This is a genomic window from Streptomyces sp. NBC_01635 (assembly GCF_045209715.1).
GTDB lineage: Bacteria > Actinomycetota > Actinomycetes > Streptomycetales > Streptomycetaceae > Streptomyces > Streptomyces hirsutus.
The window spans coordinates 2,008,530-2,032,904 of record NZ_CP109277.1 but is presented as its reverse complement, the minus strand read 5'-3'; the positions used below and the strand labels follow the sequence as shown (position 1 = coordinate 2,032,904).

Annotated in this window: 22 protein-coding genes and 1 pseudogene; 13 read left to right on the top strand and 10 right to left on the bottom strand. The window is 73.3% G+C overall.

Features of this window, described 5'->3' with window-relative positions; all coding sequences use genetic code 11:
- Nucleotides 1-127: 127 nt before the first annotated feature.
- Complete coding sequence (locus OHB56_RS09675; RefSeq protein ID WP_406352698.1) at nt 128-400, top strand: hypothetical protein; 273 nt, start codon at nt 128-130, stop codon at nt 398-400.
- 450 nt (nt 401-850) lie between these two features.
- On the opposite strand, the gene OHB56_RS09670 is transcribed toward OHB56_RS09675, so the two are convergent.
- The 3 genes from OHB56_RS09670 to hmgA form a co-directional block, all read right to left on the bottom strand.
- On the bottom strand, nt 851-2,101 hold the full coding sequence (locus OHB56_RS09670) for a type ISP restriction/modification enzyme (protein WP_406352696.1): 1,251 nt from the start codon (nt 2,099-2,101) through the stop codon (nt 851-853).
- Between the two features lie 25 nt (nt 2,102-2,126).
- Nucleotides 2,127-2,876, bottom strand: a complete 750-nt coding sequence (locus OHB56_RS09665; protein ID WP_326751877.1) for a GntR family transcriptional regulator — start codon at nt 2,874-2,876, stop codon at nt 2,127-2,129.
- Between the two features lie 134 nt (nt 2,877-3,010).
- Nucleotides 3,011-4,360: a homogentisate 1,2-dioxygenase gene (hmgA, locus tag OHB56_RS09660; RefSeq protein WP_406352694.1), complete on the bottom strand. Its 1,350-nt coding sequence runs from the start codon at nt 4,358-4,360 to the stop codon at nt 3,011-3,013.
- A 298-nt stretch (nt 4,361-4,658) separates the two neighbouring features.
- Between hmgA and OHB56_RS09655 the strand changes: the two genes are divergently transcribed.
- The 6 genes and pseudogenes from OHB56_RS09655 (at nt 4,659) to OHB56_RS09630 (ending at nt 12,548) form a co-directional block, all read left to right on the top strand.
- Entirely contained in the window at nt 4,659-5,267 is a 609-nt protein-coding gene (locus OHB56_RS09655) for a hypothetical protein (RefSeq protein ID WP_406352692.1), read from the top strand.
- Between the two features lie 16 nt (nt 5,268-5,283).
- A pseudogene (locus OHB56_RS09650) lies at nt 5,284-5,472 on the top strand (TetR/AcrR family transcriptional regulator); the annotation flags it as partial.
- A 249-nt stretch (nt 5,473-5,721) separates the two neighbouring features.
- A complete protein-coding gene (locus tag OHB56_RS09645; protein WP_406352691.1) occupies nt 5,722-7,995 on the top strand; it encodes a molybdopterin oxidoreductase family protein in 2,274 nt (757 codons plus the stop codon).
- A gap of 416 nt (nt 7,996-8,411) precedes the next feature.
- The gene (locus tag OHB56_RS09640) at nt 8,412-9,839 is read left to right on the top strand and encodes an ABC transporter ATP-binding protein (RefSeq protein WP_406352689.1); all 1,428 of its coding nucleotides are present in this window, start codon (nt 8,412-8,414) and stop codon (nt 9,837-9,839) included.
- Between the two features lie 135 nt (nt 9,840-9,974).
- Nucleotides 9,975-11,363 (top strand): aldehyde dehydrogenase family protein, encoded by a 1,389-nt coding sequence (locus tag OHB56_RS09635; protein ID WP_406352687.1) that lies wholly within the window; start codon nt 9,975-9,977, stop codon nt 11,361-11,363.
- A 99-nt stretch (nt 11,364-11,462) separates the two neighbouring features.
- Nucleotides 11,463-12,548, top strand: coding sequence for a Zn-dependent alcohol dehydrogenase (locus OHB56_RS09630; RefSeq protein ID WP_326751871.1), 1,086 nt, complete (start codon nt 11,463-11,465; stop codon nt 12,546-12,548).
- 66 nt (nt 12,549-12,614) lie between these two features.
- Here OHB56_RS09630 and OHB56_RS09625 read toward each other — a convergent pair whose 3' ends face one another.
- The 3 genes from OHB56_RS09625 to OHB56_RS09615 all read right to left on the bottom strand — a co-directional run bounded on the left by OHB56_RS09625 (nt 12,615) and on the right by OHB56_RS09615 (nt 15,265).
- Nucleotides 12,615-13,682 (bottom strand): DMT family transporter, encoded by a 1,068-nt coding sequence (locus OHB56_RS09625; RefSeq protein ID WP_406352685.1) that lies wholly within the window; start codon nt 13,680-13,682, stop codon nt 12,615-12,617.
- 129 nt (nt 13,683-13,811) lie between these two features.
- Nucleotides 13,812-14,522, bottom strand: coding sequence for an ArsR/SmtB family transcription factor (locus OHB56_RS09620; protein WP_406352683.1), 711 nt, complete (start codon nt 14,520-14,522; stop codon nt 13,812-13,814).
- 101 nt (nt 14,523-14,623) lie between these two features.
- Nucleotides 14,624-15,265: a TetR/AcrR family transcriptional regulator gene (locus tag OHB56_RS09615; protein WP_326751868.1), complete on the bottom strand. Its 642-nt coding sequence runs from the start codon at nt 15,263-15,265 to the stop codon at nt 14,624-14,626.
- 69 nt (nt 15,266-15,334) lie between these two features.
- Here OHB56_RS09615 and OHB56_RS09610 point away from each other — a divergent pair, with 69 nt between their 5' ends.
- The 3 genes from OHB56_RS09610 (at nt 15,335) to OHB56_RS09600 (ending at nt 17,716) form a co-directional block, all read left to right on the top strand.
- Nucleotides 15,335-16,486, top strand: a complete 1,152-nt coding sequence (locus tag OHB56_RS09610) for an acyl-CoA dehydrogenase family protein (RefSeq protein ID WP_406352681.1) — start codon at nt 15,335-15,337, stop codon at nt 16,484-16,486.
- 182 nt (nt 16,487-16,668) lie between these two features.
- Entirely contained in the window at nt 16,669-16,956 is a 288-nt protein-coding gene (locus OHB56_RS09605; RefSeq protein WP_326751867.1) for a YiaA/YiaB family inner membrane protein, read from the top strand.
- Nucleotides 16,957-17,068: 112 nt separating this feature from the next.
- Nucleotides 17,069-17,716, top strand: a complete 648-nt coding sequence (locus OHB56_RS09600; protein ID WP_055625879.1) for a TetR/AcrR family transcriptional regulator — start codon at nt 17,069-17,071, stop codon at nt 17,714-17,716.
- 18 nt (nt 17,717-17,734) lie between these two features.
- Here OHB56_RS09600 and OHB56_RS09595 read toward each other — a convergent pair whose 3' ends face one another.
- Nucleotides 17,735-18,196 (bottom strand): MaoC family dehydratase, encoded by a 462-nt coding sequence (locus OHB56_RS09595; protein WP_326751866.1) that lies wholly within the window; start codon nt 18,194-18,196, stop codon nt 17,735-17,737.
- A 131-nt stretch (nt 18,197-18,327) separates the two neighbouring features.
- On the opposite strand from OHB56_RS09595, the gene soxR reads away from it, so the two are divergent.
- Entirely contained in the window at nt 18,328-18,828 is a 501-nt protein-coding gene (soxR, locus tag OHB56_RS09590) for a redox-sensitive transcriptional activator SoxR (protein WP_406352678.1), read from the top strand.
- A gap of 39 nt (nt 18,829-18,867) precedes the next feature.
- Here the strand turns inward: soxR and OHB56_RS09585 are convergent, their stop codons facing one another.
- On the bottom strand, nt 18,868-19,470 hold the full coding sequence (locus OHB56_RS09585; RefSeq protein ID WP_055593004.1) for a hypothetical protein: 603 nt from the start codon (nt 19,468-19,470) through the stop codon (nt 18,868-18,870).
- 565 nt (nt 19,471-20,035) lie between these two features.
- Nucleotides 20,036-21,331, bottom strand: coding sequence for an exo-beta-N-acetylmuramidase NamZ domain-containing protein (locus OHB56_RS09580; protein ID WP_406352676.1), 1,296 nt, complete (start codon nt 21,329-21,331; stop codon nt 20,036-20,038).
- Nucleotides 21,332-21,569: 238 nt separating this feature from the next.
- On the opposite strand from OHB56_RS09580, the gene OHB56_RS09575 reads away from it, so the two are divergent.
- Nucleotides 21,570-22,343: an SDR family oxidoreductase gene (locus tag OHB56_RS09575; RefSeq protein WP_406352674.1), complete on the top strand. Its 774-nt coding sequence runs from the start codon at nt 21,570-21,572 to the stop codon at nt 22,341-22,343.
- A gap of 176 nt (nt 22,344-22,519) precedes the next feature.
- A complete protein-coding gene (locus tag OHB56_RS09570; protein WP_326751862.1) occupies nt 22,520-23,113 on the top strand; it encodes a TetR/AcrR family transcriptional regulator in 594 nt (197 codons plus the stop codon).
- A gap of 47 nt (nt 23,114-23,160) precedes the next feature.
- Here OHB56_RS09570 and OHB56_RS09565 read toward each other — a convergent pair whose 3' ends face one another.
- On the bottom strand, nt 23,161-24,375 hold the full coding sequence (locus OHB56_RS09565; RefSeq protein WP_406352672.1) for an acyl-CoA dehydrogenase family protein: 1,215 nt from the start codon (nt 24,373-24,375) through the stop codon (nt 23,161-23,163).

Sequence of the window (24,375 nt, the reverse complement as noted above, 5' to 3'; positions counted from 1 at the left end):
TCACCGAGTGTTCGTCAACCTCCTTACGGGGAAGGTGAATCCTGCGACCGAGATACGCGAGTGCCCGAACGGGGCGATAGGGTTAACCTGCCCGGGGCCGGGCGGACTCGTACGGGTGGGGAGTGACATGGATCAGATAACGGTGCGGAGCAGGGCCAGGGTCCCTGCGATCACCTGCGGGAGCAGTGCGACCAGTACGCGCCTGGACCGCCACCTCTCGGTGCTGGCGGGACCCGCCGTCCCGCAGCACGAGACGGCCGAGGCGACATCGCTGATGCGTGAACTGACAGCGCGTGACAGGCACGACCGCGGAGCCAGGGGCTCACGGGCGAGGACGAGCCGCGTCTCGCTCTTCGCCCCGCTGCGCCGGCTGCGCCGCTCGCTCCTCGGCAGCCGCTAGTCCCGCGCCCGCGTCCGGACGGGCCCACCGTCCCGGCGTGGCGCACCGCGCACGCGCCGCCCGTCCCCCCACGGCGCGCGGCGCCGCCCATCGGTGCGCTCCGGCACAGGCACGTCGTCCTCCTCCGGCACCCCTCTCGGTACCTCGTTCCCGGTCACGTCCCTCCCGGCGCCCCGATCCACCCGGCAGTGCTCCGGGGGCGTGCGAACCTCTGCCGTCCCGTCCCGGGACCCTGCTGTTCCCCCCCGGCACCGGCTCCTGCCGCCCCGGCCTGTGCTGGTGAGCCCACGGGGGCTCCCGTGGGGCGCGAGTCCCACGGCCTCCCGCGGCGAGCGGGACCTCAAACGGGTGCTCGACGGCTTCGGCACCAGTGACTGATGAGGGCCGATGGGCCGGAGCCGGTGGGAACCGGCAGGGAGCGGGTCCGGCCCGGATCCGTGGTGTGCCGTGTCAGATCAGCGCGAGCTGACCCTCCGGCCCCTCCTCGTGCGCGTCCAGGACCGAGGCGGGCCCGTGCGCCGACCGCGGTACGGGGAGCACGCCCGCCCCGCGCAACTCCGTCGGTGTGATCGGGTCGGTCGTCGCACGGTCCGTCGACGCGGCCTGCAACGGGCGCAGTTCGGCGAGCAGGGCGAGGACCGTGATCAGCTCCAGGAGTTCCGACGTCCAGGTCTGCGGCCAGCCGGCCGGCCGGATCGCCTCCAGCGTCCCCGACTCGGCCTCCTCCGTGCGGGCCGCGCACCACCGCTCCAGCACCGGGACCCCCGCCACCTCGTAGTCCCAGGCCGCCGGCGGCACCGGCGAGACGCGGCCCTCGTCGAAGAACAGGGCCTCCTCGTCGCGGTCGTACCGGACGGTCGACGGGCGGGACGGGAGCGGGGCGCGGACGTAGGGGCGGCGTCCGCCCGGGAGTCGGGGGCGCTCCCCGTCGCGCCGCATCAGCCACAGCATCCGGCGCCCCACCTCCACCCCCGCGTCCCACGCGCCGGCGTCCCCGGTGAGCGGCACCGCGAGCCCTCCGGGACCGGGCCGCACCACGGCCATCGTCCAGGCGAGCACGTCGAGGGCCGGCACCTCCCGGCCGAGGCGTGCCGTGAGGTGCTCGGACAGGCCCGGGGCGAGGTTCGGCTCCGCGCCGCCGGGCCGGCGGTACAACGGGCGGACCCGGCCGGGACGGAGCACCGGCAGCAGGGAGGTGGCGAGGAGCCGAGGACCGGCGGCGTCACCGGCGTCGTCGGTGCCGGCGGCGCCGCCCCGGGGACGCTCGCCCCGCGTGCGTGCCCCGCGTCCCGTGGCGGACCCGGTCTCGACGAGGAAGATCTGCCGCTCGTCCGCCACCCGCCACAACTCGGGGCGGGCCGCGTCGATCAGCCGCTGGTCGGGAATCAGCCACTGCTCGTCGAAGGGGGAGCGCAGCACGCGGACCGGTTCCGGGCACGCACCCGAGGCGCGTGCCAGCCGCTCCGTGCCGCCCGACCGGCCCGGAAGCTGCCCGACCGCCGTGTGCCCGGTCCGTGAGCGGGACGGCTGCAGCAGGACCTCCCTGTCCGGTCCCGCAGCCTTCATCAGGGCGTTCCAACGGGCCTTCAGCGCCGCCGGATCGGGGGCCGCAGGCCATCCCCGGCCGAGCCGTGGCGGTGCGACGGACCACGGCATGAGGTCCGCCAGCAGCGGAGCGTCGTCGTGCGTCACGCTGGGCATCGTACGACCTGACGGGCGGCCGGGATCAGGTGGCTTCCAGGGTCACGGTGAAGGAGAAGCGGTCGCCCCGGTAGTTGATCACGGCCACGTCCAGGGGGGTGCCGTCGGTGTCGTAGGTGACGCCGGTGTAGTGCAGGATCGGGCTGAGCAGCGGAACCCGGAGCAGTCGGGCCGTCTCCGGATCCGCGAGCCGCGCCTCCACGGTGTCCGTGATGCGGCCGATGTCCACCCCGACGACGTCCCGCAGCACCTTGGTCATCGGCCAGCGTCGCAGATCCTCCAGGTCGATCCGGGCGGCGAGTTCCGGACGGACGTAGTTGCGGGCGTGGTTGGTCGGCTCGCCGGTCTTCTCGTCGCTGCGCAGCCGGTGGTAGGACGCCGCCTCCGTCAGCCCGGGGAAGTGCTCGGCGAGTTCGGCCGGCACCGGCGCGGTGCCGTGCTCCAGCAGTTCGGTCGTCATGCCGGACTGCTGGGCCACGATCGCGTCCACCGACCCCAGCAGCCGTACCGGAGCGCCCCGGAGGGCACCGGGCTCGATGAACGTGCCGCGCCGGCGGTGCCGGGTGATCAGCCCTTCGTCCTCCAGCTCCTTCAGTGCCTGCCGCATGGTCAGCACACTCACTCCGTAGTGCCCCGCCAACTGTTCCTCGGTGGGCAGGCGCAGCGGGTCCCGGGGCGAGCGGCCGAGGATCGAGGCACGCAGCGACTGCGACACCTGGTACCAGAGCGGCAACTTGCGGTTCAGGACGATCGAATCCGGCGCGAAGGAGGTCACGGGCTATCCGTACCGGTCGGGAACGTTCAGTGCAATGTGAGGTGCAGGGGTGCGTCGACAGCGGCTGTGGCACCCGGAGCCGAACCGGAGCCCCGGACCCCGGCCCTCGGCTCCCGGCCACCGGATCATCCGCACTACATCGTGCGGAAGTGACGCTCGAGTCCCTGCCACACCTCGTCGTAGCGCTGCTGCAGATGCTCCGCGCGTGCCGCCTGCGGCGTCAGGGACACCGGCCAGCGCGTCTCGAACATGAACGCGAGACCGTCGTCGATCTTCTGCGGGCGCAGCTCGGCTGCGCTCGCCTTCTCGAACGTCTCCCGGTCCGGTCCGTGCGCCGACATCATGTTGTGCAGCGAGCCGCCGCCCGGCACGAACCCCTCCGCCTTCGCGTCGTAGGCGCCCTCGATCAGCCCCATGTACTCGCTCATCACGTTCCGGTGGAAGTACGGCGGCCGGAAGGTGTCCTCGCCCACCAGCCAGCGCGGCGCGAACACCACGAAGTCCACCCCCGCCAGCCCCGGCGTATCGCTCGGCGCCGTCAGCACGGTGAAGACCGACGGGTCCGGATGGTCGTACGAGATGGTGCCCATCACATTGAAGCGGCGCAGATCGTAGGCGTACGGCACATGGTTGCCGTGCCAGGCGACGACATCCAGCGGGGAGTGGTCGTAGGTGGCCGACCAGAGGTTGCCGCAGAACTTGTTCACCACCTCCACCGGCCCCTCGACGTCCTCGTACGCGGCGACGGGCGCCCGGAAGTCCCGTGCGTTCGCCAGACCGTTGGCGCCGATGGGGCCGAGGTCGGGAAGCCGGAAGGCGGCTCCGTAGTTCTCGCAGACATAGCCGCGGGCCACATCGTCCAGAAGCTCCACACGGAAGCGCACCCCACGGGGAACCAGCGCGATGTGTCCCGGCTCCACATGCAGCAGCCCGAACTCGGTCCGCAGCACCAGCCCGCCCTCCTCCGGGACGATCAGCAGTTCACCGTCGGCATCACTGAACACCCGGTCCATCGACGCGTTGGCGTGGTAGAGGTGCACCGCCATGCCGGCGCGCTGGGCGACGTCGCCGTTGCCGCCCAGCGTCCACAGGCCGGCCAGGAAGTCCGTGCCTTCGGCCGGTGCGGGCAGCGGGCTCCAGCGCAGGCGGTTGGGGTCGGGCACCGTCTGGTTGAAGGGTGCGCTGCGGATCGCCCCGTTACCCGTGCGGGTGAACGCCGGGTGCGCGGCCGACGGACGGATCCGGTACAGCCACGAACGGCGGTTGTGGGCCCGTGGCTCGGTGAACGCCGTACCGCTCAGCTGTTCCGCGTACAGCCCGAGCGGCGCGCGCTGCGGCGAGTTGCGCCCCTCGGGCAGGGCGCCCGGGACCGCTTCGGAGCTGTGCTCGTTGCCGAAACCGGAGAGGTGGCCGAGTCCCTCGGCGGCCTTGCGCGCTCCTCCACGCTCGAATGCGCTCGCGCGGGCGGTGTCCCCATCGCTCATCTTCGCTGCTCCCTTGCGTGCGATTCCTATGCAGTACCGTAGGATTGCGATTTCCCCGGCGCAAGAGGGCCACGCGACATCGCTTCGTACGGTGCGGTGGTCCCGGCCCCCGGATGCCGCTCGCCCCGCCCGGCCCCGCACCCGTCCGGCCCCGCACCCGTCCGGCCCCGCACCCGCCCGGTCCCGCACCGGCGGTCGCCCTCCTCCCGTAGTACCCCCGCCCTCCTCTCGACGGAGGACGCGGAACCCGACTCCAGGGGGATCCGTGCGACCGGACGCCTGTTCTAAGCTCCCCCGCATGGCGTGGACGGGGAGGTTGATCACCGCGCTCGCGGTGTGTGGCGTACTGCTGGCCGGGTCCGCGGGCTGCGGCTCGCGTGCTGCCCAGGAACAGGAACAGGAGCGGGGTGCCGGGGTGCCGTCGCCGGTGGGCAAGCTCCTGGAGGAGCGGGACGACGGGGGCCGGCCCTACCGCGAGGTGGACGAGGAGGGTGCCCCCGAGGTCGGCGTAGAGGTCACGCCCGACGCCGACGGCGGCTGGGACGTACGGCTGCGCGTGCGCAACTTCCGCTTCTCGCCGGAGGGCACCGACAACCGGGCGGTGCCCGGCCGCGGCCTCGCGCACCTCTACGTGAACGACCGGCTCGTCGCCCTGCTGCGCGCGCCCGGCCACCACCTCTCCCCGCACACCGTCCGGCGCGGCACGCACCAGGTCACCGTCCGCCTCTACGCGGACGACGACTCGGTGTGGGCCGTGGGCGGAAAGCCGGTGGAGAGCACGGCCGACATCACGGTCTCGGAACCGAGTCCCGGCACGGCCCCGACCGCGGCGGAGCGGGGGACGGCGGGCCCCGACCTCGCCGCCGGGGGCCGGGGTTCACCCGACCGGGACCGAAGGGCAGGATGAAACCCGCGCCCGCGCTCCCGCGGCCTCCCTCCACCGCGTCGTCGGCCGCCTCACCGACCTGCTGTCCCGCTACCTGGACCGCGCACCGGACGAGGAACTGTGCCGGGGCTTCCTCAGCGCCGTCGAGACCGTCGACGCCCTCGTCCACCTCGCCTTCCGGACGGCGCCCGAGGGCGACGAGAAGGTCATCGCCGCACTGCGGGAGATGCTGCGCGCCTCTCCGGCGCGCGTGCTGGAGCGATCCGGAAACCGGCCCGCACGGCTCTCGTCGCGGGGCCGGGCGGCGAACCGGCCTTCGGCACCCGCAACGGCCCCTGTCGTGCGACCGAGAACGAGCCGGCACGGGGCTCCCGCACATGCATACCAGTCGGTATGCTCGGTTCGTCAACCTGTCCGTGCGGCTGTCCTGCGCCTGCCCGTCCGTGCGTCACCGCCGCCGTACCCGGGAGGTTCCATGTCCCGCACCGCTCTTCGTATCTGCCCTCTGTGCGAGGCCACCTGCGGCCTGACCCTCACCCTCGACGAGGGCAGGGTCACCGGCGCCCGGGGCGACCGTGACGACGTCTTCAGCAAGGGGTTCATCTGCCCCAAGGGGGCCGCCTTCCCCGCCGTCGACGCCGACCCGGACCGGCTGCGCGGCCCGCTCGTCCGGGTCGACGGCGAGTTGCGGGAGGCCAGTTGGGAGGAGGCCTTCGACGCGGTCGCCGCCGGCATCCGGCCCGTCGTCGAACGTTATGGCCCGGACGCCGTCGGGGTCGTCCTCGGCAACCCCAACGTGCACACCGTGGCCGGCGCCCTCTACCCGCCCGTCCTGATCGCCGGGCTCGGCACCCGCAGTCTCTTCACCGCCTCCACCGTCGACCAGATGCCCAAGCACGTCTCCAGCGGACTCCTCTTCGGCGACGCCAACGCGATCCCCGTACCCGACCTCGACCGCACCGACCACCTGCTGCTCATCGGCGCCAACCCCCTGGAATCCAACGGGAGTCTGTGCACGGCACCCGACTTCCCCGGCCGCCTCCGGGCGCTCAGGGCCCGTGGCGGCACCCTCACCGTCGTCGACCCGCGCCGCACCCGCACCGCCCGCCTCGCCGACCGGCACATCGCCATCCGGCCCGGCACCGACGCCCTGCTGCTCGCGGCGATGGCGTCCGTGCTCGTCGAAGAACACCTCGTCGACCTGAGGGACTGTGCTCCCCATGTGCAAGGCGTCGCCGAACTCGCCGACGCGGTAAAGGACTTCACCCCCGAGGCCGTCGCCCCGGCCTGCGACGTCGACGCGGACACCATCCGCACCCTCGCCCGCGAACTCGCCGCCGCCCCCACCGCCGCCGTCTACGGCCGCATCGGCAGCTGCACCGTCCCGCACGGCACCCTGGCCAGCTGGCTCGTCGACGTCCTCAACATCCTCACCGGCAACCTCGACCGGCCCGGCGGCGCCCTCTTCCCCCGTGCCGCCACCGACAAGACCCCGCGCCCCGCCGGACCCGGCCGCGGCTTTACCCTCGGACGCTGGCACTCCCGGGTGAGCGGGCACCCTGAGGCCAAGGGCGAACTGCCGCTCTCCGCGCTCGCCGAGGAGATCGACACCGCCACCGACGCGGGCGAACCGCTGCGCGCCCTCATCGCCGTCGCCGCCAACCCGGTCCTGTCCGCGCCCGACGGCGACCGCCTCGACAAGGCCCTCGGCTCCCTCGACTTCATGGTCAGCGTCGACCCGTACCTCAACGAGACCTCGCGCCACGCCCACGTCGTCCTGCCGCCGCCCCCGCCCGCGCAGAGCCCGCACCACGACTTCGCCTTCAACACCCTCGCCGTACGCAACCAGGTCCGCTACACCCGCCCCGCCCTCCCGCCGGCACCCGGCCGCATGCCGGAGACCGAGATCCTGGCCCGGCTCGTCCTCGCCGCCACCGGACGGCACGGCGCCGACCCGGCGGCCGTCGACCGGCTGGTCGTCGACCAGACCCTCGGCAGGGCGGTGAACGACCCGCACTCCCCAGTGCACGGCCGCGACCCGGAGGAACTCGCGGGGCTGCTCACCGGCCACGACGGCCCCGAGCGGCGGCTGGACATGATGCTCCGCCTCGGCCCCTACGGCGACGGCTTCGGCGCCGACCCGGACGGCCTCACCCTCGACCGGCTGCTCGCCCACCCGCACGGCATCGACCTCGGACCCCTGAGCCCCCGCCTTCCGCAGCCCCTGAAGACCCGCAGCGGGCAGGTGGAGCTCCTGCCGGAACCGATCGCCGCCGACCTTCCCCGGCTGCGCGCCGCCCTCGACGCACGCCCCGACGGCTTCGTCCTGGTCGGCCGCCGCCACCTGCGCTCCAACAACAGCTGGATGCACAACGTGCCCGCCCTCACCGGCGGCACCAACCGGTGCACCCTGCAGATCCACCCCGACGACGCCGAACGCCTCGGCGTCCGGGACGGGCAGCCGGTACGCGTCCGGGGCGCCGGGGGAGAGGTGACCGCACCCGCCGAAGTGACCGACGGTCTGCGCCGGGGCGTGGTGAGCCTGCCGCACGGCTGGGGCCACGACCGGCCCGGCACCCGGCTGCGGCACGCGGCGGCCGATCCCGGCGTCAACGTCAACCAACTGCTCGACGGCAGCCTCCTCGACCCGCTGTCGGGCAACGCCGTGCTCAACGGCGTGCCCGTCGAGATCGCGCCCGGGGCCGCGTCCGAGGGGGTACCCGGAACGGCATCAGGACCGGTCACGTGACCGAAAGGCGCGAAAGGCGCAGCACGCCTTCACCGCGCTGCCCCGAGCCGGGCTGCGACCCGGTGTTCCGCGCCTGCCGTCGCCCTCCGCCCGGCCTGCGACCGTCTTGGCCGGGTCGCCGCCTCCGCCGGGGAGGGCCGGTACGGGGAGGGCCGGTACGGAGTGGGGCGATACGGGTCCGGTTCTGATCGGATCCGGCGCCGGATCGGGCCGGATCCGGCCGAATGAGTTCGTCCGCTTTCTCATCCAGTGGACGGTGACGTCCGATCCCGCCCCGCGTCTTCCCCTTGTCGCATACATTCCGTTAGCTTCCGTGACTCATACGTCTCGTACGGCCCCGTCCGGCCTCGTACGGCCCGCGCGAGGCGTCCGACCGCGGAGCACCAGCGCCCTGACGAGCCCCCGGGGGCACCCTCATGACACGCGCCATCTCCCTGCACGACGTGAGCAAGGCCTACGCCCGCGGTGTACGCGTGGTCGACCGGCTGTCGCTGGACATCGCGCCCGGCGAGTTCCTCGTCCTGCTCGGCCCCTCCGGCTGCGGCAAGTCCACCGTGCTCCGGATGATCGCCGGTCTGGAGGAGATCGACGAGGGCCTGCTGTTCCTCGACGGCGAGTACGGCAACGACCTGCCGCCGTCCGGCCGGGACATGGCGATGGTGTTCCAGAACTTCGCCCTCTACCCGAGCATGACCGGCCGCGACAACATCGGCTTCCCCCTGCGCATCGAGGCCCCCGGCGTCGACCCCCGGGCCCGGGTGGACGCCACCGCCCGCCTGCTGGGCATCGAGGACCTCCTGGACCGCTTCCCCGCCCAGCTGTCCGGCGGCGAACGCCAGCGGGTCGCCATGGGCCGAGCCATCGCCCGCCACCCCTCCGCCTTCCTGATGGACGAGCCGCTGTCCCACCTCGACGCCAAGCTGCGCAGCCGACTGCGCGCCGAGATCGCGCAGCTCACCCGTGACCTGGGCGTCACCACCGTCTACGTCACCCACGACCAGGCCGAGGCCATGTCGCTCGGCGACCGGGTCGCCGTGCTGCGCGGCGGAGTCCTGCAACAGGTCGGCAGCCCCCGCGCGGTCTACTCGCTGCCGAGCAATGTCTTCGTCGCCGCGTTCATCGGCACCCCGCGCATCAACCTGCTGCGCGGGGTGGTCCGTGCGCCGCTCGACGGCGCGATGACCATCAGCCTGGGCAAGCAGTTCCTGCGGCTGCCCGAACCCCTCTGCCCGGACCACCGGTTGCTGCGAGTGCAGCAGGGCCGCGAGGTCATCGTGGGCCTGCGCTCCGAAGCCGTCCGGATAGCCCCCGGGTTCACAGGACCGCGTGCACCGGGCACGGCCTCCCGTGGAACGGGACCGGCTCCGCGCGGACCGGGGCGGGCCCCGTCGGGCGGTGCCGTCCGCCCCGGGGAGTCGGCGCTCACCGGTCTGGTGGAGCACGTGGAGTTCCAGGGCCATGAGGCCCTGGTCCACTTCAACACCGGTTCCCGCCCCGCCGTGGTCCCCGAGCCGGAGGCCCCGTGTCCGCGTCCCGGCCGCCCGTCCCGGCGCCGCCGCCGCGAGGTCGGTGGCAGCGTCCTGGACCGGCTGCGGGCGCGGACCGGCGGGTCACGGGCCGGGCGCGACGTCCCGGGGGAGCCCGCCGAGCGGGCGCAGCCGCAGCCCGTCCCCAGCGGGCCCCGGCTGCCCGGCGACCTCGTCGTCCGCACCACCCCGGACATCCGCCTCCGGCACGGCATGCAGGTGCCGCTCCTGGTCGACATCGCCCACCTGTTCGTCTTCGACCGGCACGGCGAACGGATCTGCCCCAACCCGGCGCAACTGCCCGACCTGGACGAGTGACGCCACGGCCCCGTCCGGACGCACCCCCACCCGCACCGGTCGCCGCCGAGTCGGGTCCGTGTCCCCCTGGCGTCATTAAATTAGCGCCGCTAGTTTATGGGGTGGACGACGACGCCCCGCCCCGGAGGAAGTGCGATGAAGGCATACGACGGCATGTACATCGACGGCGCCTGGCGCCCCGCGGCCGGTCCGGACGTGATCGAGGTCGTGAACCCGGCCGACGGGCAGGTGATCGCCACCGTCCCCGCGGGCACGGTCGAGGACGTGGACGCCGCCGTGCGTGCGGCCCGCACCGCCCTCCCCGCCTGGGCCGCGACCCCGCCCGCCGAGCGCGCGGCCCGTCTCGCCGCCCTCCGGGACGTGCTGGTGGCCCGCCAGGACGAGATCGCGCAGACGGTGACCGCCGAACTCGGAGCACCCCTGAAGCTCTCGCAGACCGTGCACGCGGCCGTGCCGATCGCGGTGGCGGGCTCGTACGCCGAGCTGGCGGCGACGTACCCCTTCGAGGAGCGGACGGGCAACTCGACCGTCCTCCACGAGCCGGTCGGTGTGGTCGGCGCGATCACCCCCTGGAACTACCCCCTGCACCAGATCGTCGCCAAGGCCGCCCCGGCGCTCGCCGCCGGCTGCACGATCGTGGTCAAGCCCGCCGAGGACACCCCGCTGGTCGCCCGGCTCCTCGCCGAGGCGGTGCACGAGGCCGGCGTCCCGGCGGGCGTGTTCAACCTGGTCACCGGCCTCGGCCCGGTGGCCGGCCAGGCCCTCGCCGAACACCCGGGCGTCGACCTGGTCTCCTTCACCGGCTCCACCGCCGTCGGCCGCCGGATCGGCGCCGTCGCCGCGGCCGCCGTCAAGAAGGTCGCCCTCGAACTCGGCGGCAAGTCCGCCAACGTGATCCTCCCCGGCGCCGACCTGGCACGGGCGGTCAACGTCGGGGTCGCCAACGTGATGTCCAACTCCGGCCAGACGTGCAGCGCCTGGACCCGCATGCTGGTCCACCGGGACCAGTACGACGAGGCCGTCGAGCTCGCCGCGGCCGCCGCCGCCAAGTACGGCGACCGCATCGGCCCCCTCGTCAACGCCAAGCAGCAGGAACGGGTGCGCGGTTACATCGAGAAGGGCGTCGCCGAGGGCGCGCGCCTGGTCGCCGGCGGCCCCGACGCGCCGCGCGAGCAGGGCTGCTTCGTCAGCCCCACCGTCTTCGCCGACGTCACCCCGGACATGACCATCGCCCAGGAGGAGATCTTCGGCCCCGTCCTGTCCGTCCTGCGCTACGAGGACGAGGAGGACGCCCTGCGGATCGCCAACGGCACCGTCTACGGACTCGCCGGCGCGGTCTGGGCCGCCGACGAGGCGCAGGCGACGGCGTTCGCCCGCCGCATGGAGACCGGCCAGGTCGACATCAACGGCGGCCGCTTCAACCCCCTCGCGCCCTTCGGCGGTTACAAGCAGTCGGGCGTGGGCCGCGAACTCGGCGTGCACGGCCTGACCGAGTACCTCCAGACCAAGTCCCTCCAGTTCTGAGCCGATCGCGAGCCGGTTCCGAGCCGGTTGCGACCCGGCTCGGTCCCAGTTCCTCGAGCACTGACCAAGTCCCTCCGGTTCCAGGGGAGTCCCACCACCATGGTTGTCCGCGCCGCCGTACTGCCCGCCGTCGACGCCCCGTTGGAGATCACGGGGATCGACCTGCCCGAGCCCGGCCCCGGCAAGGTCCGGGTCCGGCTCGCCGCAGCCGGGGTCTGCCACTCCGACCTGTCCCTGACCAACGGCACCATGCGTCTCCCGGTCCCGGCGGTGCTGGGCCACGAGGGGGCCGGCACGGTCGTCTCCGTCGGCGAGGGCGTCACCCATGTCGCGCCCGGCGACGGAGTCGTCCTCAACTGGGCGCCCTCCTGCGGTGCCTGCCCCGCCTGCGCGCGCGGCGAGGTGTGGCTGTGCTCCGAGGCCCTGAGCGGCGCCGCCGCGGTGCACGCCCACCGCGCCGACGACGGCACCGCGCTTCACCCCGGCCTGAACGTCGCCGCCTTCGCCGAGGAGACGGTGGTGCCCGCGTCCTGCGTCCTGCCCGCCCCCGAGGGCGTGCCGCTCACCGAGGCCGCCCTGCTCGGCTGCGCCGTGCTCACCGGCTACGGCGCCGTCCACCACTGCGCGCAGGTCCGGCCGGGCGAGTCGGTCGCGGTGTTCGGCGTCGGGGGAGTGGGCCTCGCCGCCCTCCAGGCGGCCCGGATCGCGGGCGCGGCGACGATCGTCGCGGTCGACGTCTCCCCGGCGAAGGAGGAGCTGGCCCGCTCCGCCGGGGCGACCGAGTACGTCGTGGCCTCGGACACCACCGCCCGCGAGATCCGGGCCCTCACCGGGAAGCAGGGCGTGGACGTGGCCGTCGAGTGCGTGGGCCGTGCGACCACCATCCGCACCGCCTGGGAGTCCACCCGGCGCGGCGGACGCACCGCGGTCGTCGGCATCGGCGGCAAGGACCAGCAGGTCACCTTCAACGCCCTGGAGATCTTCCACTGGGGCAGGACGCTGTCCGGCTGTGTCTACGGCAACTCCGACCCCGCCCGCGACCTCCCCGTCCTCGCCGGACACATCCGGGCCGGCCGGCTCGACCTGGGCGCCCTGGTGACGGAACGGATCGCCCTGGACGGCATCCCGGCCGCCTTCGACACCATGCTGGCGGGCAAGGGCGGGCGGGCCCTGGTGGTCTTCTAGAAGGACCCGGCGCGGCGAGCGGAGTTTCCCTCCGGGGCGGGGACGGGGCGGCGGGTGCTTGCCCGGTCACATCGAGCCGGACGTCCGGTCGGGCCGTACCTCCCGCGCGTCCGGTGCCTCCCGGACGCCGTGCGTTCCTTCCCGGTACTCCTCCGGGCCCGGCGGGGCCGGGACCGTGCCCGCCGGGCCCGTGCCCGCCGGGCCCGCGGCCCCGGACTCCGGCCGCGGCCCCGTCCCGGCCCGCGACCGCGACCGCGACACCGCCACGCCCGCCAGGCACAGGGCGCCTCCCAGGAGGGTGAGCGGGCCCGGTACTTCGCCCAGCGCGAGCCAGGACATCAGCACGACCAGGGCGGGCACCGCGTACGTGGTCGCGCCCATCCGGCTCGCGGTCGTCCTGGTCAGGGCGTAGGCCCAGGTGGTGAACGCGAGGGCGGTCGGAAAGACGCCCAGGTAGACCATGTTGAGCGTGGCGGAGACGGGCGCTTCGGCAGCCTCCCGGACGAGCTGCCCGGCGAAGGGCAGGCACACCACCGCCCCGACCAGGCACCCGTACGTCGTCACCTGCAGAGGGCTCCCCGTTTCCAGGGCGGGCTTCTGCGCGACCACGCCCGCCGCGTACGCCATCGCCGCCAGCAGACACAGCACCACCCCGAGCACCGAGGAGCCGCCCTCGCCGGACATCGACAACCCCACGGTCACCGCCCCGGCGAACGACACGGCCATGCCGGCCAGCAGCCGCGGCGGCACCGAGTCCCCGAGCAGCCGGGCGCCGAGCAGCGCGATGAGGATCGGCCCGACATTCACCACGAGGGCCGCCGTGCCCGCGTCGACCTGCTGCTCGCCCCAGTTGAGGGCGACCATGTAGAAGCCGAACCAGAGCACTCCCGACACCATGATCCCGCGCCACGCGGAACGCGGCGGTATCCCTTCCCTCCGCCACAGGCAGATCGCCCCCAGCACCAGCACGCCGGCGGCCAGCCGCCCGAGGGCGAGTGCTCCCGGCGAGTAGGCGGCCCCCGCGCTGCGGATCGACACGAAGGCGGAGGCCCACAGCACCACGGTGACGGTGGCGGCCCCGGCGGCGAGCAGCTCCGCACGCCGGGCGGAGCGCGGACGGGAAACGTTCATCATGGTCCAGAGGTTAGGAGGGGAGGGGTCCCGCGGGCTCGCGCTTTTCGGACGGTGCCCACGGAGCGTACGGAGCGGGGCGTGGCGGAGCGAGGGGTACCGGAGCGGTGCGGTGCGGTGCGGGGACGCCGGTCATCGCAGGGCCGACTTTTCGATCCCCAGCAGTTCCGACAGCGCCCGCTCGCCCTCCTCCGTCACCTTCACCGCGCGCTCGGAGCCGATGCGGACGCACCACCGCACGTCCAGGGCGTGCCGGCACAGGGCCGCGCCGGCGGCTCCGGCGAGGTGGGGGCGGCGTTCCGTCCAGTCCAGGCAGGCACGGGCCAGCGGACGGCGGCCGTGCCGGTCGAGGCCGATGCCGAGGGTCTCGAACCAGCGCAGGCCCGTCTCGGTGAGCGCGAACCCGGTGTCCTGGAGCAGCAGCCCGCGGGCCGTGAACGCGTCCGTGACCGCGATTCCGAGCCGGCCGGCGAGATGGTCGTAGCAGGTCCGCCCGCGGGCCGCCGCCGAGCCCGCACCCGCCTGCCGCAGGGTGCGCGGACGCCGGTCCGCATCCGGGGCGATCCGCGCGGTCAGTTCCTCCACCAGCTGGGCGGCCCGCGCGTCGGCGAGCCGTACGTACCGGTGCCGGCCCTGCCGTTCCTCGGCGAGCAGCCCGCCGGCGACGAGCTTGCCCAGATGCCCGCTCAGCGTGGAGGGGGCGACACCCGCGTGCCGCGCCAGCTCGCCCGCCGTCCAGGCCCGGCCGTCCAGCAGTGCCAGCAGGCACGCGGCCCGGGTCTCGTCGGCGAGCAGTCCGGCGAGCCGTGCGAGCCCGGCGGACCGGGGGTCCTTCGTGGTCATGCGCCCCAGCATGCGGTACGGACACTTCGGCGACGGCCGAACCGTACGGTCGGTCTGACCCCCTGACCGCACCCGTGTCGCCCGCGGGAGGCCCTGAGGTCCTACTCGGCGCTCCGCACCTGCTCGTACTGCCCGGCCAGGCCGTCCAGCAGCGCCGTCAGGCCCGTCTCGAAGGCTCGCTCGTCGATCTTCTCCTGCTTCTCGGCGAGCAGATGGGCCTGGCCGAGGTGGGGATAGTCGGCGGGGTCGTAGGCGCCGGCATCGTCCACGAAGCCCCCGGCGAAGGAGCCGAGCGCCGAACCCATGATGAAGTACCGCATCAGCGCGCCGATGGACGTGGCCTGCGCGGGCGGCCAGCCCGCCTCGGCCATCGCGCCGTAGACCGCGTCGGCGAGCCGCAGGGCGGCCGGGCGGCGGCCGGGGCCGCGCGCCAGGACCGGCACGATGTTGGGGTGGGCGCGCAACGCCGTCCGGTAGGAGACGGCCCAGTCGTGCAGCGCGGTCCGCCAGTCCCGGCCGTCCTCGAACATCGACAGGTCGACCAGCGCGCTCACCGAGTCGGCCACCGCCTCCAGGATCTCGTCCTTGGTGCGGAAGTGGTTGTAGAGCGAGGGCCCGCTGACCCCCAGCTGTGCGGCGAGCCGGCGCGTGGAGAGGGCCGCCAGGCCCTCCGCGTCCACGAGCTCCCGTGCCGTTTCGACGATCCGGTCGGTGCTGAGCAGGGGCTTGCGCGGTCGGGCCATGGCGCACATAGTAGGGCTGGACCAGAAAACTAGCAGTGGTAATTAAAATCCCGGGGTTGGGTGACTGTCATGAACCTGGAGCTCAGCGAGGAGCAGAGCGCCGTCCGCCGGCTCGCCCGGGACTTCGTCGAGCGTGAGGTCGTGCCCCACGCCACGGCCTGGGACCGTGCCGAGGAGGTCGACCGGGGCATCGTGAAGAAACTCGGCGACCTCGGCTTCCTCGGGCTGACGATCGACGAGCGGTACGGCGGCTGCGGCGGCGACCATCTCGCGTACTGCCTGGTCACCGAGGAACTGGGCCGCGGCGACTCCTCCGTGCGCGGGATCGTCTCCGTGTCCCTGGGGCTGGTGGCCAAGACCGTCGCCGCGTGGGGCAGCGAGGAGCAGAAGCGGACCTGGCTCCCCGGGCTCACCTCCGGCATGTACGTCGGCTGCTTCGGCCTCACCGAGCCGGGCACCGGTTCCGACGCCGGAAACCTCTCCACCCGGGCGGTGCGCGACGGCGACGACTACGTCGTCAACGGCACCAAGATGTTCATCACCAACGGCACCTGGGCCGATGTCGTCCTGCTGTTCGCCCGGTCGACCGACGCCCCCGGGCACAAGGGCGTGTCCGCCTTCCTCGTGCCCGCCGACACCCCCGGCCTGACCCGTCGCACTCTGCACGGCAAGCTCGGCCTGCGCGGCCAGGCCACCGCCGAGCTGGTGCTGGAGGACGTACGCGTGCCCGCGTCCGCGATGCTGGCCCCCGAGGGCAAGGGCTTCTCCGTCGCCATGTCCGCCCTCGCCAAGGGCCGTATGTCGGTCGCCGCGGGCTGTGTCGGCATCGCCCAGGCCGCGCTCGACGCGGCCGTGCGGTACGCGGGGGAGCGCGAGCAGTTCGGGAAGACCATCGCCCACCACCAACTCGTCCAGGAACTGATCAGCGACATCGCCGTGGACGTCGACGCCGCCCGGCTGCTGACCTGGCGGGTCGCCGACCTGATCGACCGCGGGCAGCCGTTCGCCGTCGAGTCCTCCAAGGCCAAGCTCTTCGCCTCGGAGGCGGCCGTCCGCGCCGCCAACAACGCCCTCCAGGTCTACGGCGGTTACGGCTACATCGACGAGTACCCGGCGGGCAAGCTGCTGCGCGACGCCCGCGTCATGACGCTCTACGAGGGCACGAGCCAGATCCAGAAACTGGTCATCGGCCGTGCGCTGACCGGGGTTTCGGCGTTCTGAGACGGGGAGGCCGCCGGGCGGGACCGTACGGAAGGGGCGGACCGGGCGGGACGGGGCGGGACGGGGCGGGACGGGGCGGATCAAGGGGAGGAGACGGACCGGCCGGTCTGAGTAGCCGGTCCGTGGCGGATCTGAGTATCCCGACGGATGTGCGGAGCGCCGCGGACGCCGACCCTGTTCCCATGAGCGACACACCCCTCAAGCAGCAGAACACGGCGGCCTTCTACGGTCAGGCCGTCGTATCGTTCGCCATCGCCCTGGGGGCGACCGCCTTCGGCATCGTCCGGCTCGACGCCAACGCCTGGGTGCGCGGCTTCATGGCGATAGCCGTCCTGTACCTCGTCACCTCCGCCTTCACCCTGGCCAAGGTCATCCGTGACCGTCAGGAGGCCGGGCAGATCGTGAGCCGGGTGGACCAGGCGCGACTGGAGAAGCTCCTCGCGGAACACGACCCGTTCGAGAAGCTGTGAGCGCTCTGCGGCACGGTCCCCGCCCGCCCGGACGAGTGGGCGGGGACCGCTCCTAAGCGATCGCTCACCCTTGCCGGTATGGTGTTACCCCTGCCAGTGAATGGGGTGAGCGATGAGTACGGCGGAGGAGACGGCCGGCGCCGAGGCGCAGCCGTGGGGTGAGGTCACGCCCGACGCGGCCCGACGGCTGCTGCTCGCCGCCGTCGAGGCGTTCGCGGAGCGCGGCTACCACGCCACGACGACCCGCGACATCGCGGGCCGAGCCGGCATGAGCCCGGCCGCGCTCTACATCCACTACAAGACCAAGGAAGAGCTGCTCCACCGCATCAGCAGGATCGGCCACGAGAAGGCCCTGGACATCCTGCGTACCGCGGCCCGCGCCGAGGGCAGCCCGACCCGGCGCCTCGCCGAGGCCGTGAGCTCCTTCGTCCGCTGGCACGCCGGCGGGCGCACCACCGCACGGGTCGTGCAGTACGAACTCGACTCGCTCGGCCCCGATGCCCGCGCCGAGATCATCGCCCTGCGTCGGCTGGTCGACGCCGAGGTGCGCGGGATCATCGAGGAGGGTGTGCGCTCGGGCGAGTTCGACGTCCCCGACGTGCGGGGGACCACCCTCGCCGTGCTCTCCCTCTGCATCGACGTGGCGCGCTGGTTCAACGTCAACGGCTCCCGCACCCCCGAGGAGGTCGGCGCCCTCTACGCCGATCTCGTCCTGCGCATGGTCGGCGCCGAGCGCACGGACACCGCCCGGGCGGAGTAGCGCACGACCCGCCGGGCCTCAGAGGTAGTACCGGGCCACCGACTCGGCCACGCACACCGGCTTGTCGCCGCCCTCGCGCTCCACGGTGAACGCCGTGGTCACCTGGACACCGCCCCCCACCTCGTCGACGGCGGTGACCTTCGCGGTGGCACGCACCCGCGATCCCACCGGGACGGGCGCGGGGAAACGCACCTTGTTCGTGCCGTAGTTGACGCCCATCCGCACGCCTTCGACGGAGAGCAGCTGCGGACCGAACAGCGGCAGCAGCGACAGCGTCAGGTAGCCGTGCGCGATGGTCGTGCCGAACGGACCCGCCGCGGCCCGCTCCGGATCGACGTGGATCCACTGGTGGTCGCCGGTGGCCTCGGCGAACAGATCGATCCGCTTCTGGTCGACCTCCAGCCAGTCCGTGTACCCGAGCTGATCGCCCACCGCCGCCTTCAGGTCGTCGACGGACGTGAAGATTCTCGGCTCTGCCATGTCCCGGCCTCCCGCGTCACGTGATCGCACGCGCCACCCGCGCGCATGCCTAAGCGACTGCTTAGCATGGTCGGCCGCACGGTCCTTGTCAACGGACCGGCGACCGCGTCGGGGTGGGTAGCCTTCGAGGCGTGCCCCAGATTCCGGAGAAGATCCACGAGCTCACGGTCGGCCAGCTCGCCGCGCGCAGCGGCGCCGCCGTCTCGGCCCTGCACTTCTACGAGTCCAAGGGCCTGATCAGCAGTCGGCGCACCTCGGGCAACCAACGCCGCTACACCCGTGACGCCCTGCGCCGGGTGGCCTTCATCCGGGCCGCCCAGCGGGTCGGTATCCCGCTCGCCACGATCCGCGGGGCGCTCGCCGAACTGCCCCAGGAGCGCACCCCCACCCGGGACGACTGGGCCCACCTCTCCGAGGCGTGGCGCGCGGAGCTGGACGAGCGCATCAGGCGGCTCAACAGGCTGCGCGACCACCTCACCGACTGCATCGGCTGCGGCTGCCTCTCGCTGGACACCTGCGTCCTGTCCAACCCGGACGACGTCTCCGGCGACCGTCTGACGGGCTCCCGGCTGCTGGCCGAGAAGGGATCCCCCGGGCCGGGCACCCCGCAGGCCGGCACCGGCGCCGCGTGACAGTGGGGGCGCGGCGTCCCCGGCGCACCCCCACACTCCTCAGGCCGACACCAGCACCTTCGACCGCCTGGCGTCCGCCAGCGCCTCGGTGGTCAGGACGGGGCGCGGCACCAGGATCCCGCAGTTCGCGCAGACCGGTCCCGCCGACGGCTCGTGGTCCAGGCCGTACCGCCACCTGAGCCGTTCCCCCCGGCACACGGGGCAGGCCGTACCCGGCTCGCGCTCCAGCGCGGCGATCAGCCGCCGCAGCACCTCGGCCAGCGGCTCCCGCGGATGCACTCCCGGGTCGTCGCACCAGGCCACACCGAAACCGCCCCAGGTCAGCCGGTGCCAGTCGTCCACACTGCCCGGCCTGCGCAGGCCGCCGTGCTTCTCCTTCCTGCGGCGCTCGGCGAACTCCACCTCGTAGCCCAGCCAGACCGCGCGGGCCTCCTCCAGCTCGTCCAGTGCGGCCACGAGCCGCGCCGGGTCGACGGAGCGGTCCTCGGGGTCGAATCCCGCACGCGCGCACAAATGGTCCCAGGTCGCCCTGTGCCCGTACGGAGCGAACCGCTCAAGGCACTTGCGCAGCGAATAGCGCCGCAGTGCCAGGTCGCACCGCGGATCTCGGACCTGTCTCGCCAGACTTCGGAAACCGGCCATCGTCCTGCACCTCCGTCACACCTGCACCTGTAATCCGGTCACTTCGGCGTCGTCGAACGGACGTCGTCGAATAGACGTATCGACAAGCGAATCGGCTCCATCCTTTTTCCGGCGGCCCCCCTCGGCCGGTCGCGCGGGGCCTTGGGTCAACTTCCGTGACCCGTGATTCAGTTGTGGTCCCCCACAGCGTCTCCGTGGTCCACTCCACGGTCATGTCCATGGTCGCCTCCCCGGTGGTCCCGCTCACCGTCCCGGTCCTCGGCGGTTGCCCGCGACGGCCCGTGCGCATGCCCGGCGGGGACATCCCGGCACCGCGGCTCCGTCGGGGAGACACCGTGCCGCGCGCAGCACCCTCGACAGACAGAGAACTCCCCGCGGCCTCCACGGGTTCCTGAAGGCCGCGGGGTTATGCGCGCCGATCGCGTCCCCGGTCGCCCCGCCGTCCCCGGGAGTGCCGCCGGGGCGGTGTCCGTGCAGGTGACGGCGGTGGGAGGGCGGGCATGCGCCGAGCGCCCCGGACGGCGGCGGTCGGCCGTCGTCCGGGGCGCCGGTGTCCGAGGCGCGCTCAGCGGTACAGCAGGTACTCCCGCCGCGTCCGCCGGAACGCCGCCAGTTCCTCCCGCCAGCCGGCCACCACCTCGTCCGTGTCCGCGCCCGCGTCGATCATCGTGCGCACCCGCTCGGAGCCGGTGAGCTTGTCGATCCAGTGGTCCGGGCGCCAGGCGAACCCGCTCCACGTCCGCTTCGCGCTCACCAGCAGCCCCACCCCCGTACGCACCGGATCGAACGCCTTCCGGTCGTGCACGTGGAGCTGCACACCCCCGACCGTCCTGCCCTGGAACTTGGAGAACGTGGGAGCGAAGTACGCCTCGCGCAGCCGCACGCCCGCCAGGCCCAGACCGTTCGCCTCGGCCGCCCAGCGCCCGTCGATCCCCTCCGCGCCCAGGAGCTCGAACGGCCGGGTCGTCCCGCGCCCCTCGGACAGGTTGGTGCCCTCGAACAGGCACGTCCCCGCGTACACCAGGGCCGTCTCGGGCGTCGGCATGTTCGGGCTGGGCGGCACCCAGGGCAGCCCCGAGGCGTCGTAGAAGTCGGACCGCCGCCAGCCCGACATCCGTACCGTCTCCAGCCGCACCGGCTCGGCCAGGAACTCGGCGTTGAACAGCCGCGCCAGCTCCGCCACCGTCATCCCGTGCGCCTGCGCGATCGGCTGCCGCCCGACGAACGTCGCGAACTCCGGGTGCAGCACGGGCCCCAGGGCCGCCCGCCCGGTCACCGGGTTCGGCCGGTCGAGGACCACGAACCGCTTGCCCGCGAGCTGCGCCGCCTCCATGCAGTCGTACAGCGTCCAGATGTACGTGTAGAAGCGGGCGCCCGCGTCCTGGATGTCGAAGACGACCGTGTCGACGCCCGACGCGGTGAAGACGTCGGCGAGCGGCCGGCCGCTCTTCAGGTACGTGTCGTAGACGGGCAGCCCGGTCGCGGGGTCGTCGTAGCGGCCCTCCGAGCCGCCCGCCTGCGCGGTGCCCCGGAAACCGTGCTCGGGGCCGAACACGGCGGTCAGGTCCACGCGGTCGTCGGCGTGCATGACGTCGACGATGTGCCGCACGTCCCGGGTGATGCCCGTCGGGTTGGTGACCACGCCGACCCGCTCCCCGTCGAGCGCCGCGTAACCGTCCGCGGCGAGCTGCTCGAAGCCGGTGCGCAGGCCCCGGCGCCCGGCCGCCGGGGCCACCCGCCCGGACTCCGGGTGCCCTTCCAGGTGACCCGTACGGCCCTGGGCGAAGGCCGCCGGGGTCGCGGCGGCGGCCGCGAGGGTGGCTGTGGTGGTGGCGAACAGGCTCCGTCTGGACAGTCTCATACCGTGACCTCCGTGATCGCTGCCGGTGTCATGCTCACGCACGTTAACGCGCGTGAACCGCTCGGGGAACGAGCCGGACCGCCGCCGTTCGACACTTCTCTTCCACCCGGCATACCGACCGGTTAGTCTGGCGCGACGCGATGTGTCGCACGGCCACGTGGCCGTGCGGCCGAGGCGGCCACGGGGTCATGCCGTCACGTGGCCGAGAAGCAACCGGGCAGCCGTGCCGAAGGAGCCGATGGTGGAAGCCGTACAGGGTACGAAGGTGGTCGTCACGGGGGCCGGGGGCGGCATCGGGGCGGCACTCGCCCGCCGCTTCGCCGGCCAGGGGGCCCAGGTCGTCGTCAACGACCTGGACGCCGACCGGGCCAAGGCCGTCGCCGACGAGATCGGCGGCATCGCGGTCCCGGGCGACGCCTCGTCCGTCGTCCCCGACGCCCGCGACGCGCTCGGCGGCACGGTCGACGTCTACTGCGCCAACGCCGGTGTCGGCCGCGGCGGCGGGGAACCCGGCGAACCGCTCGACGAGCAGGGCTGGGCGCTCTCCTGGGACGTCAACGTCATGGCCCACGTCCGCGCGGCGCACGCGCTGCTCCCGCACTGGCTGGAGCGCGGCAGCGGCCGCTTCGTCTCCACCGTCTCCGCCGCCGGACTGCTCACCATGATCGGCACGGCCCCCTACAGCGTCACCAAGCACGGCGCCTACGCCTTCGCCGAGTGGCTGTCGCTGACGTACCGCCACCGGGGGGTGAAGGTCCACGCGATCTGTCCTCAGGGCGTACGCACCGACATGCTCACCGCCAGCGGCAGCGCGGGCGACCTGGTCCTCGGACCGACCGCGATCGAGCCGGACGACGTGGCCGACGCGCTGTTCCGCGGCATCGACGAGGACCGCTTCCTGATCCTGCCGCACCCCGAGGTCGCCGCGTACTACCAGGCCCGCGCCGCCGACCCGGAACGCTGGCTCGGCGGCATGAACCGCATCCAGCGGCACTGGGAGTCCACCCGGTGAAACCGGTACGCGGGGAGGTCCCGCACACCGCGATGCGGTCCTGCCCGACGCGCCGGGGCCGCGGGGTGGGAAGATCCCCGTGGGGGAGACGGACCGCGGGCCCCGGCCGAGGACGGCCGGCGGTACCGGCAGGGTCCGGCGACGACAGGCAGTGACACGGAAGGCAGGTGGCGGAAGTGCCCAGGACGACGGACGGCGACGGGCCCCCGGTGCCGCAGCGGCTCCTGGCCGCCGCCACCCGGCTCTTCGCCGAGCAGGGCTACGACCGCACTTCGGTGCAGGAGATCGTCGAGGCGGCCGGAGTCACCAAGGGTGCGCTCTACCACTACTTCGGCTCCAAGGACGACCTGCTGCACGAGGTCTACGCGCGCGTGCTGCGCGTCCAGCAGGAGCGTCTGGACGCCTACGCGAACGCCGACGAGCCGATCGAGAAGCGCCTGCGGGGCGCGGCGGCCGACGTCGTCGTCACGACGATCGAGAACCTCGACGACGCGTCCATCTTCTTCCGCTCCATGCACCATCTGAGCCCGGAGAAGAACAAGCAGGTACGGGCCGAGCGCCGCCGCTACCACGAGCGCTTCCGCGCGCTGGTCGAGGAAGGCCAGGCGGCGGGCGTGTTCTCCACGGCGACCCCGGCCGACCTGGTGGTGGACTACCACTTCGGCTCCGTCCACCACCTGTCGACCTGGTACCGCCCCGACGGCCCCCTCACCCCGCAGCAGGTCGCCGACCACCTCGCCGACCTGCTGCTGCGCGCCCTGCGGCCCTGAGGCGCCGGGGCCGCGGGCCCCGCAGACCCGGGGCCCCGGCGCCGGGGCTAGAGGTACTTCTTGATCTCCCGCCGTGCCAGCGACCGCTGGTGCACCTCGTCCGGTCCGTCGGCGATCATCAGCGTCCGGGCGCCCGCGTACAGCTCGGCCAGCGGGTGGTCCTGGCTGACCCCGCCCGCCCCGTACAGCTGGATGGCCCGGTCGAGGATGCCGACGACCGTGCGCGGGGTCGCGATCTTGATGGCCTGGATCTCGGTGTGCGCGCCTCGGTTGCCGACCGTGTCCATCATCCAGGCCGTCTTCAGCACCAGCAGCCGCAGCTGCTCGACGGCGACCCGCGCGTCCGCGATCCAGTTCTGCACGACGCCCTGCTGGGCCAGCGACTTGCCGAAGGCGTCACGGGACACGGCCCGCCGGCACATCAGCTCGATCGCCCGCTCGGCCATGCCGATCAGCCGCATGCAGTGGTGGATCCGGCCGGGACCGAGCCGGGCCTGCGCGATGGCGAAGCCGCCGCCCTCCTCGCCGATCAGGTGCGACACCGGCACGCGCGCCTGGTCGAAGACCACCTCGGCATGGCCGCCGTGGTAGTGGTCCTCGTAGCCGAACACCCGCATGGCACGCGTGATGGTGACGCCCGGGGTGTCGCGCGGCACCAGGACCATGGACTGCTGGCGGCGGACGTCCGCCCCGCCCGGGTCGGTCTTGCCCATCACGATGAAGATCCTGCAGTCCGGGTGCATCGCCCCGGAGATGTACCACTTGCGGCCGGTGATGACGTACTCGTCGCCGTCCCGCTCGATCCGCGTGGTGATGTTGGTGGCGTCCGAGGAGGCCACGTCCGGCTCGGTCATCGCGAACGCCGAGCGGATCTCACCCGCCAGCAGCGGCTCCAGCCACTGCTTTTGCTGCTGCTCGTCGCCGAACTGCGTCAGCACCTCCATGTTGCCGGTGTCGGGCGCCGCGCAGTTCGTCGCCGTGGGCGCCAGCTGCGGGGAGCGGCCCATGATCTCGGCGAGCGGCGCGTACTGGAGGTTGGTGAGCCCGGCGCCGTACGCGGAGTCGGGCAGGAACAGGTTCCACAGGCCCTGCCTGCGCGCCTCGGCCTTGAGCTCCTCCACGACCGGAGGGTTCGCCCACGGCGATTCCAGCGCGGCGCGCTGCTCGTCGGCGACCCGCTCGGCGGGGTGGACGTGCTCGTCCATGAAGGCGAGGAGCGCGGCCCGCAGTTCCTCGGTGCGCGCGTCGAACGTGAAGTCCAT

What these genes read in the sequence shown, in the direction of transcription:
- OHB56_RS09575 (WP_406352674.1), top strand. Translation starts at nt 21,570, where the DNA reads ATGGTGGAAGCCGTACAGGGTACGAAGGTGGTCGTCACGGGGGCCGGG.
- OHB56_RS09625 (WP_406352685.1), bottom strand. Translation starts at nt 13,682, where the DNA reads ATGATGAACGTTTCCCGTCCGCGCTCCGCCCGGCGTGCGGAGCTGCTC.
- OHB56_RS09675 (WP_406352698.1), top strand. Translation starts at nt 128, where the DNA reads ATGGATCAGATAACGGTGCGGAGCAGGGCCAGGGTCCCTGCGATCACC.
- hmgA (WP_406352694.1), bottom strand. Translation starts at nt 4,360, where the DNA reads ATGAGCGATGGGGACACCGCCCGCGCGAGCGCATTCGAGCGTGGAGGA.
- OHB56_RS09630 (WP_326751871.1), top strand. Translation starts at nt 11,463, where the DNA reads ATGGTTGTCCGCGCCGCCGTACTGCCCGCCGTCGACGCCCCGTTGGAG.
- OHB56_RS09565 (WP_406352672.1), bottom strand. Translation starts at nt 24,375, where the DNA reads ATGGACTTCACGTTCGACGCGCGCACCGAGGAACTGCGGGCCGCGCTC.
- OHB56_RS09585 (WP_055593004.1), bottom strand. Translation starts at nt 19,470, where the DNA reads ATGGCCGGTTTCCGAAGTCTGGCGAGACAGGTCCGAGATCCGCGGTGC.
- OHB56_RS09580 (WP_406352676.1), bottom strand. Translation starts at nt 21,331, where the DNA reads ATGAGACTGTCCAGACGGAGCCTGTTCGCCACCACCACAGCCACCCTC.
- OHB56_RS09595 (WP_326751866.1), bottom strand. Translation starts at nt 18,196, where the DNA reads ATGGCAGAGCCGAGAATCTTCACGTCCGTCGACGACCTGAAGGCGGCG.
- OHB56_RS09640 (WP_406352689.1), top strand. Translation starts at nt 8,412, where the DNA reads ATGACACGCGCCATCTCCCTGCACGACGTGAGCAAGGCCTACGCCCGC.
- OHB56_RS09655 (WP_406352692.1), top strand. Translation starts at nt 4,659, where the DNA reads ATGGCGTGGACGGGGAGGTTGATCACCGCGCTCGCGGTGTGTGGCGTA.
- OHB56_RS09615 (WP_326751868.1), bottom strand. Translation starts at nt 15,265, where the DNA reads ATGGCCCGACCGCGCAAGCCCCTGCTCAGCACCGACCGGATCGTCGAA.
- OHB56_RS09600 (WP_055625879.1), top strand. Translation starts at nt 17,069, where the DNA reads ATGAGTACGGCGGAGGAGACGGCCGGCGCCGAGGCGCAGCCGTGGGGT.
- OHB56_RS09635 (WP_406352687.1), top strand. Translation starts at nt 9,975, where the DNA reads ATGAAGGCATACGACGGCATGTACATCGACGGCGCCTGGCGCCCCGCG.
- OHB56_RS09670 (WP_406352696.1), bottom strand. Translation starts at nt 2,101, where the DNA reads ATGCCCAGCGTGACGCACGACGACGCTCCGCTGCTGGCGGACCTCATG.
- OHB56_RS09610 (WP_406352681.1), top strand. Translation starts at nt 15,335, where the DNA reads ATGAACCTGGAGCTCAGCGAGGAGCAGAGCGCCGTCCGCCGGCTCGCC.
- OHB56_RS09645 (WP_406352691.1), top strand. Translation starts at nt 5,722, where the DNA reads ATGTCCCGCACCGCTCTTCGTATCTGCCCTCTGTGCGAGGCCACCTGC.
- OHB56_RS09605 (WP_326751867.1), top strand. Translation starts at nt 16,669, where the DNA reads ATGAGCGACACACCCCTCAAGCAGCAGAACACGGCGGCCTTCTACGGT.
- OHB56_RS09620 (WP_406352683.1), bottom strand. Translation starts at nt 14,522, where the DNA reads ATGACCACGAAGGACCCCCGGTCCGCCGGGCTCGCACGGCTCGCCGGA.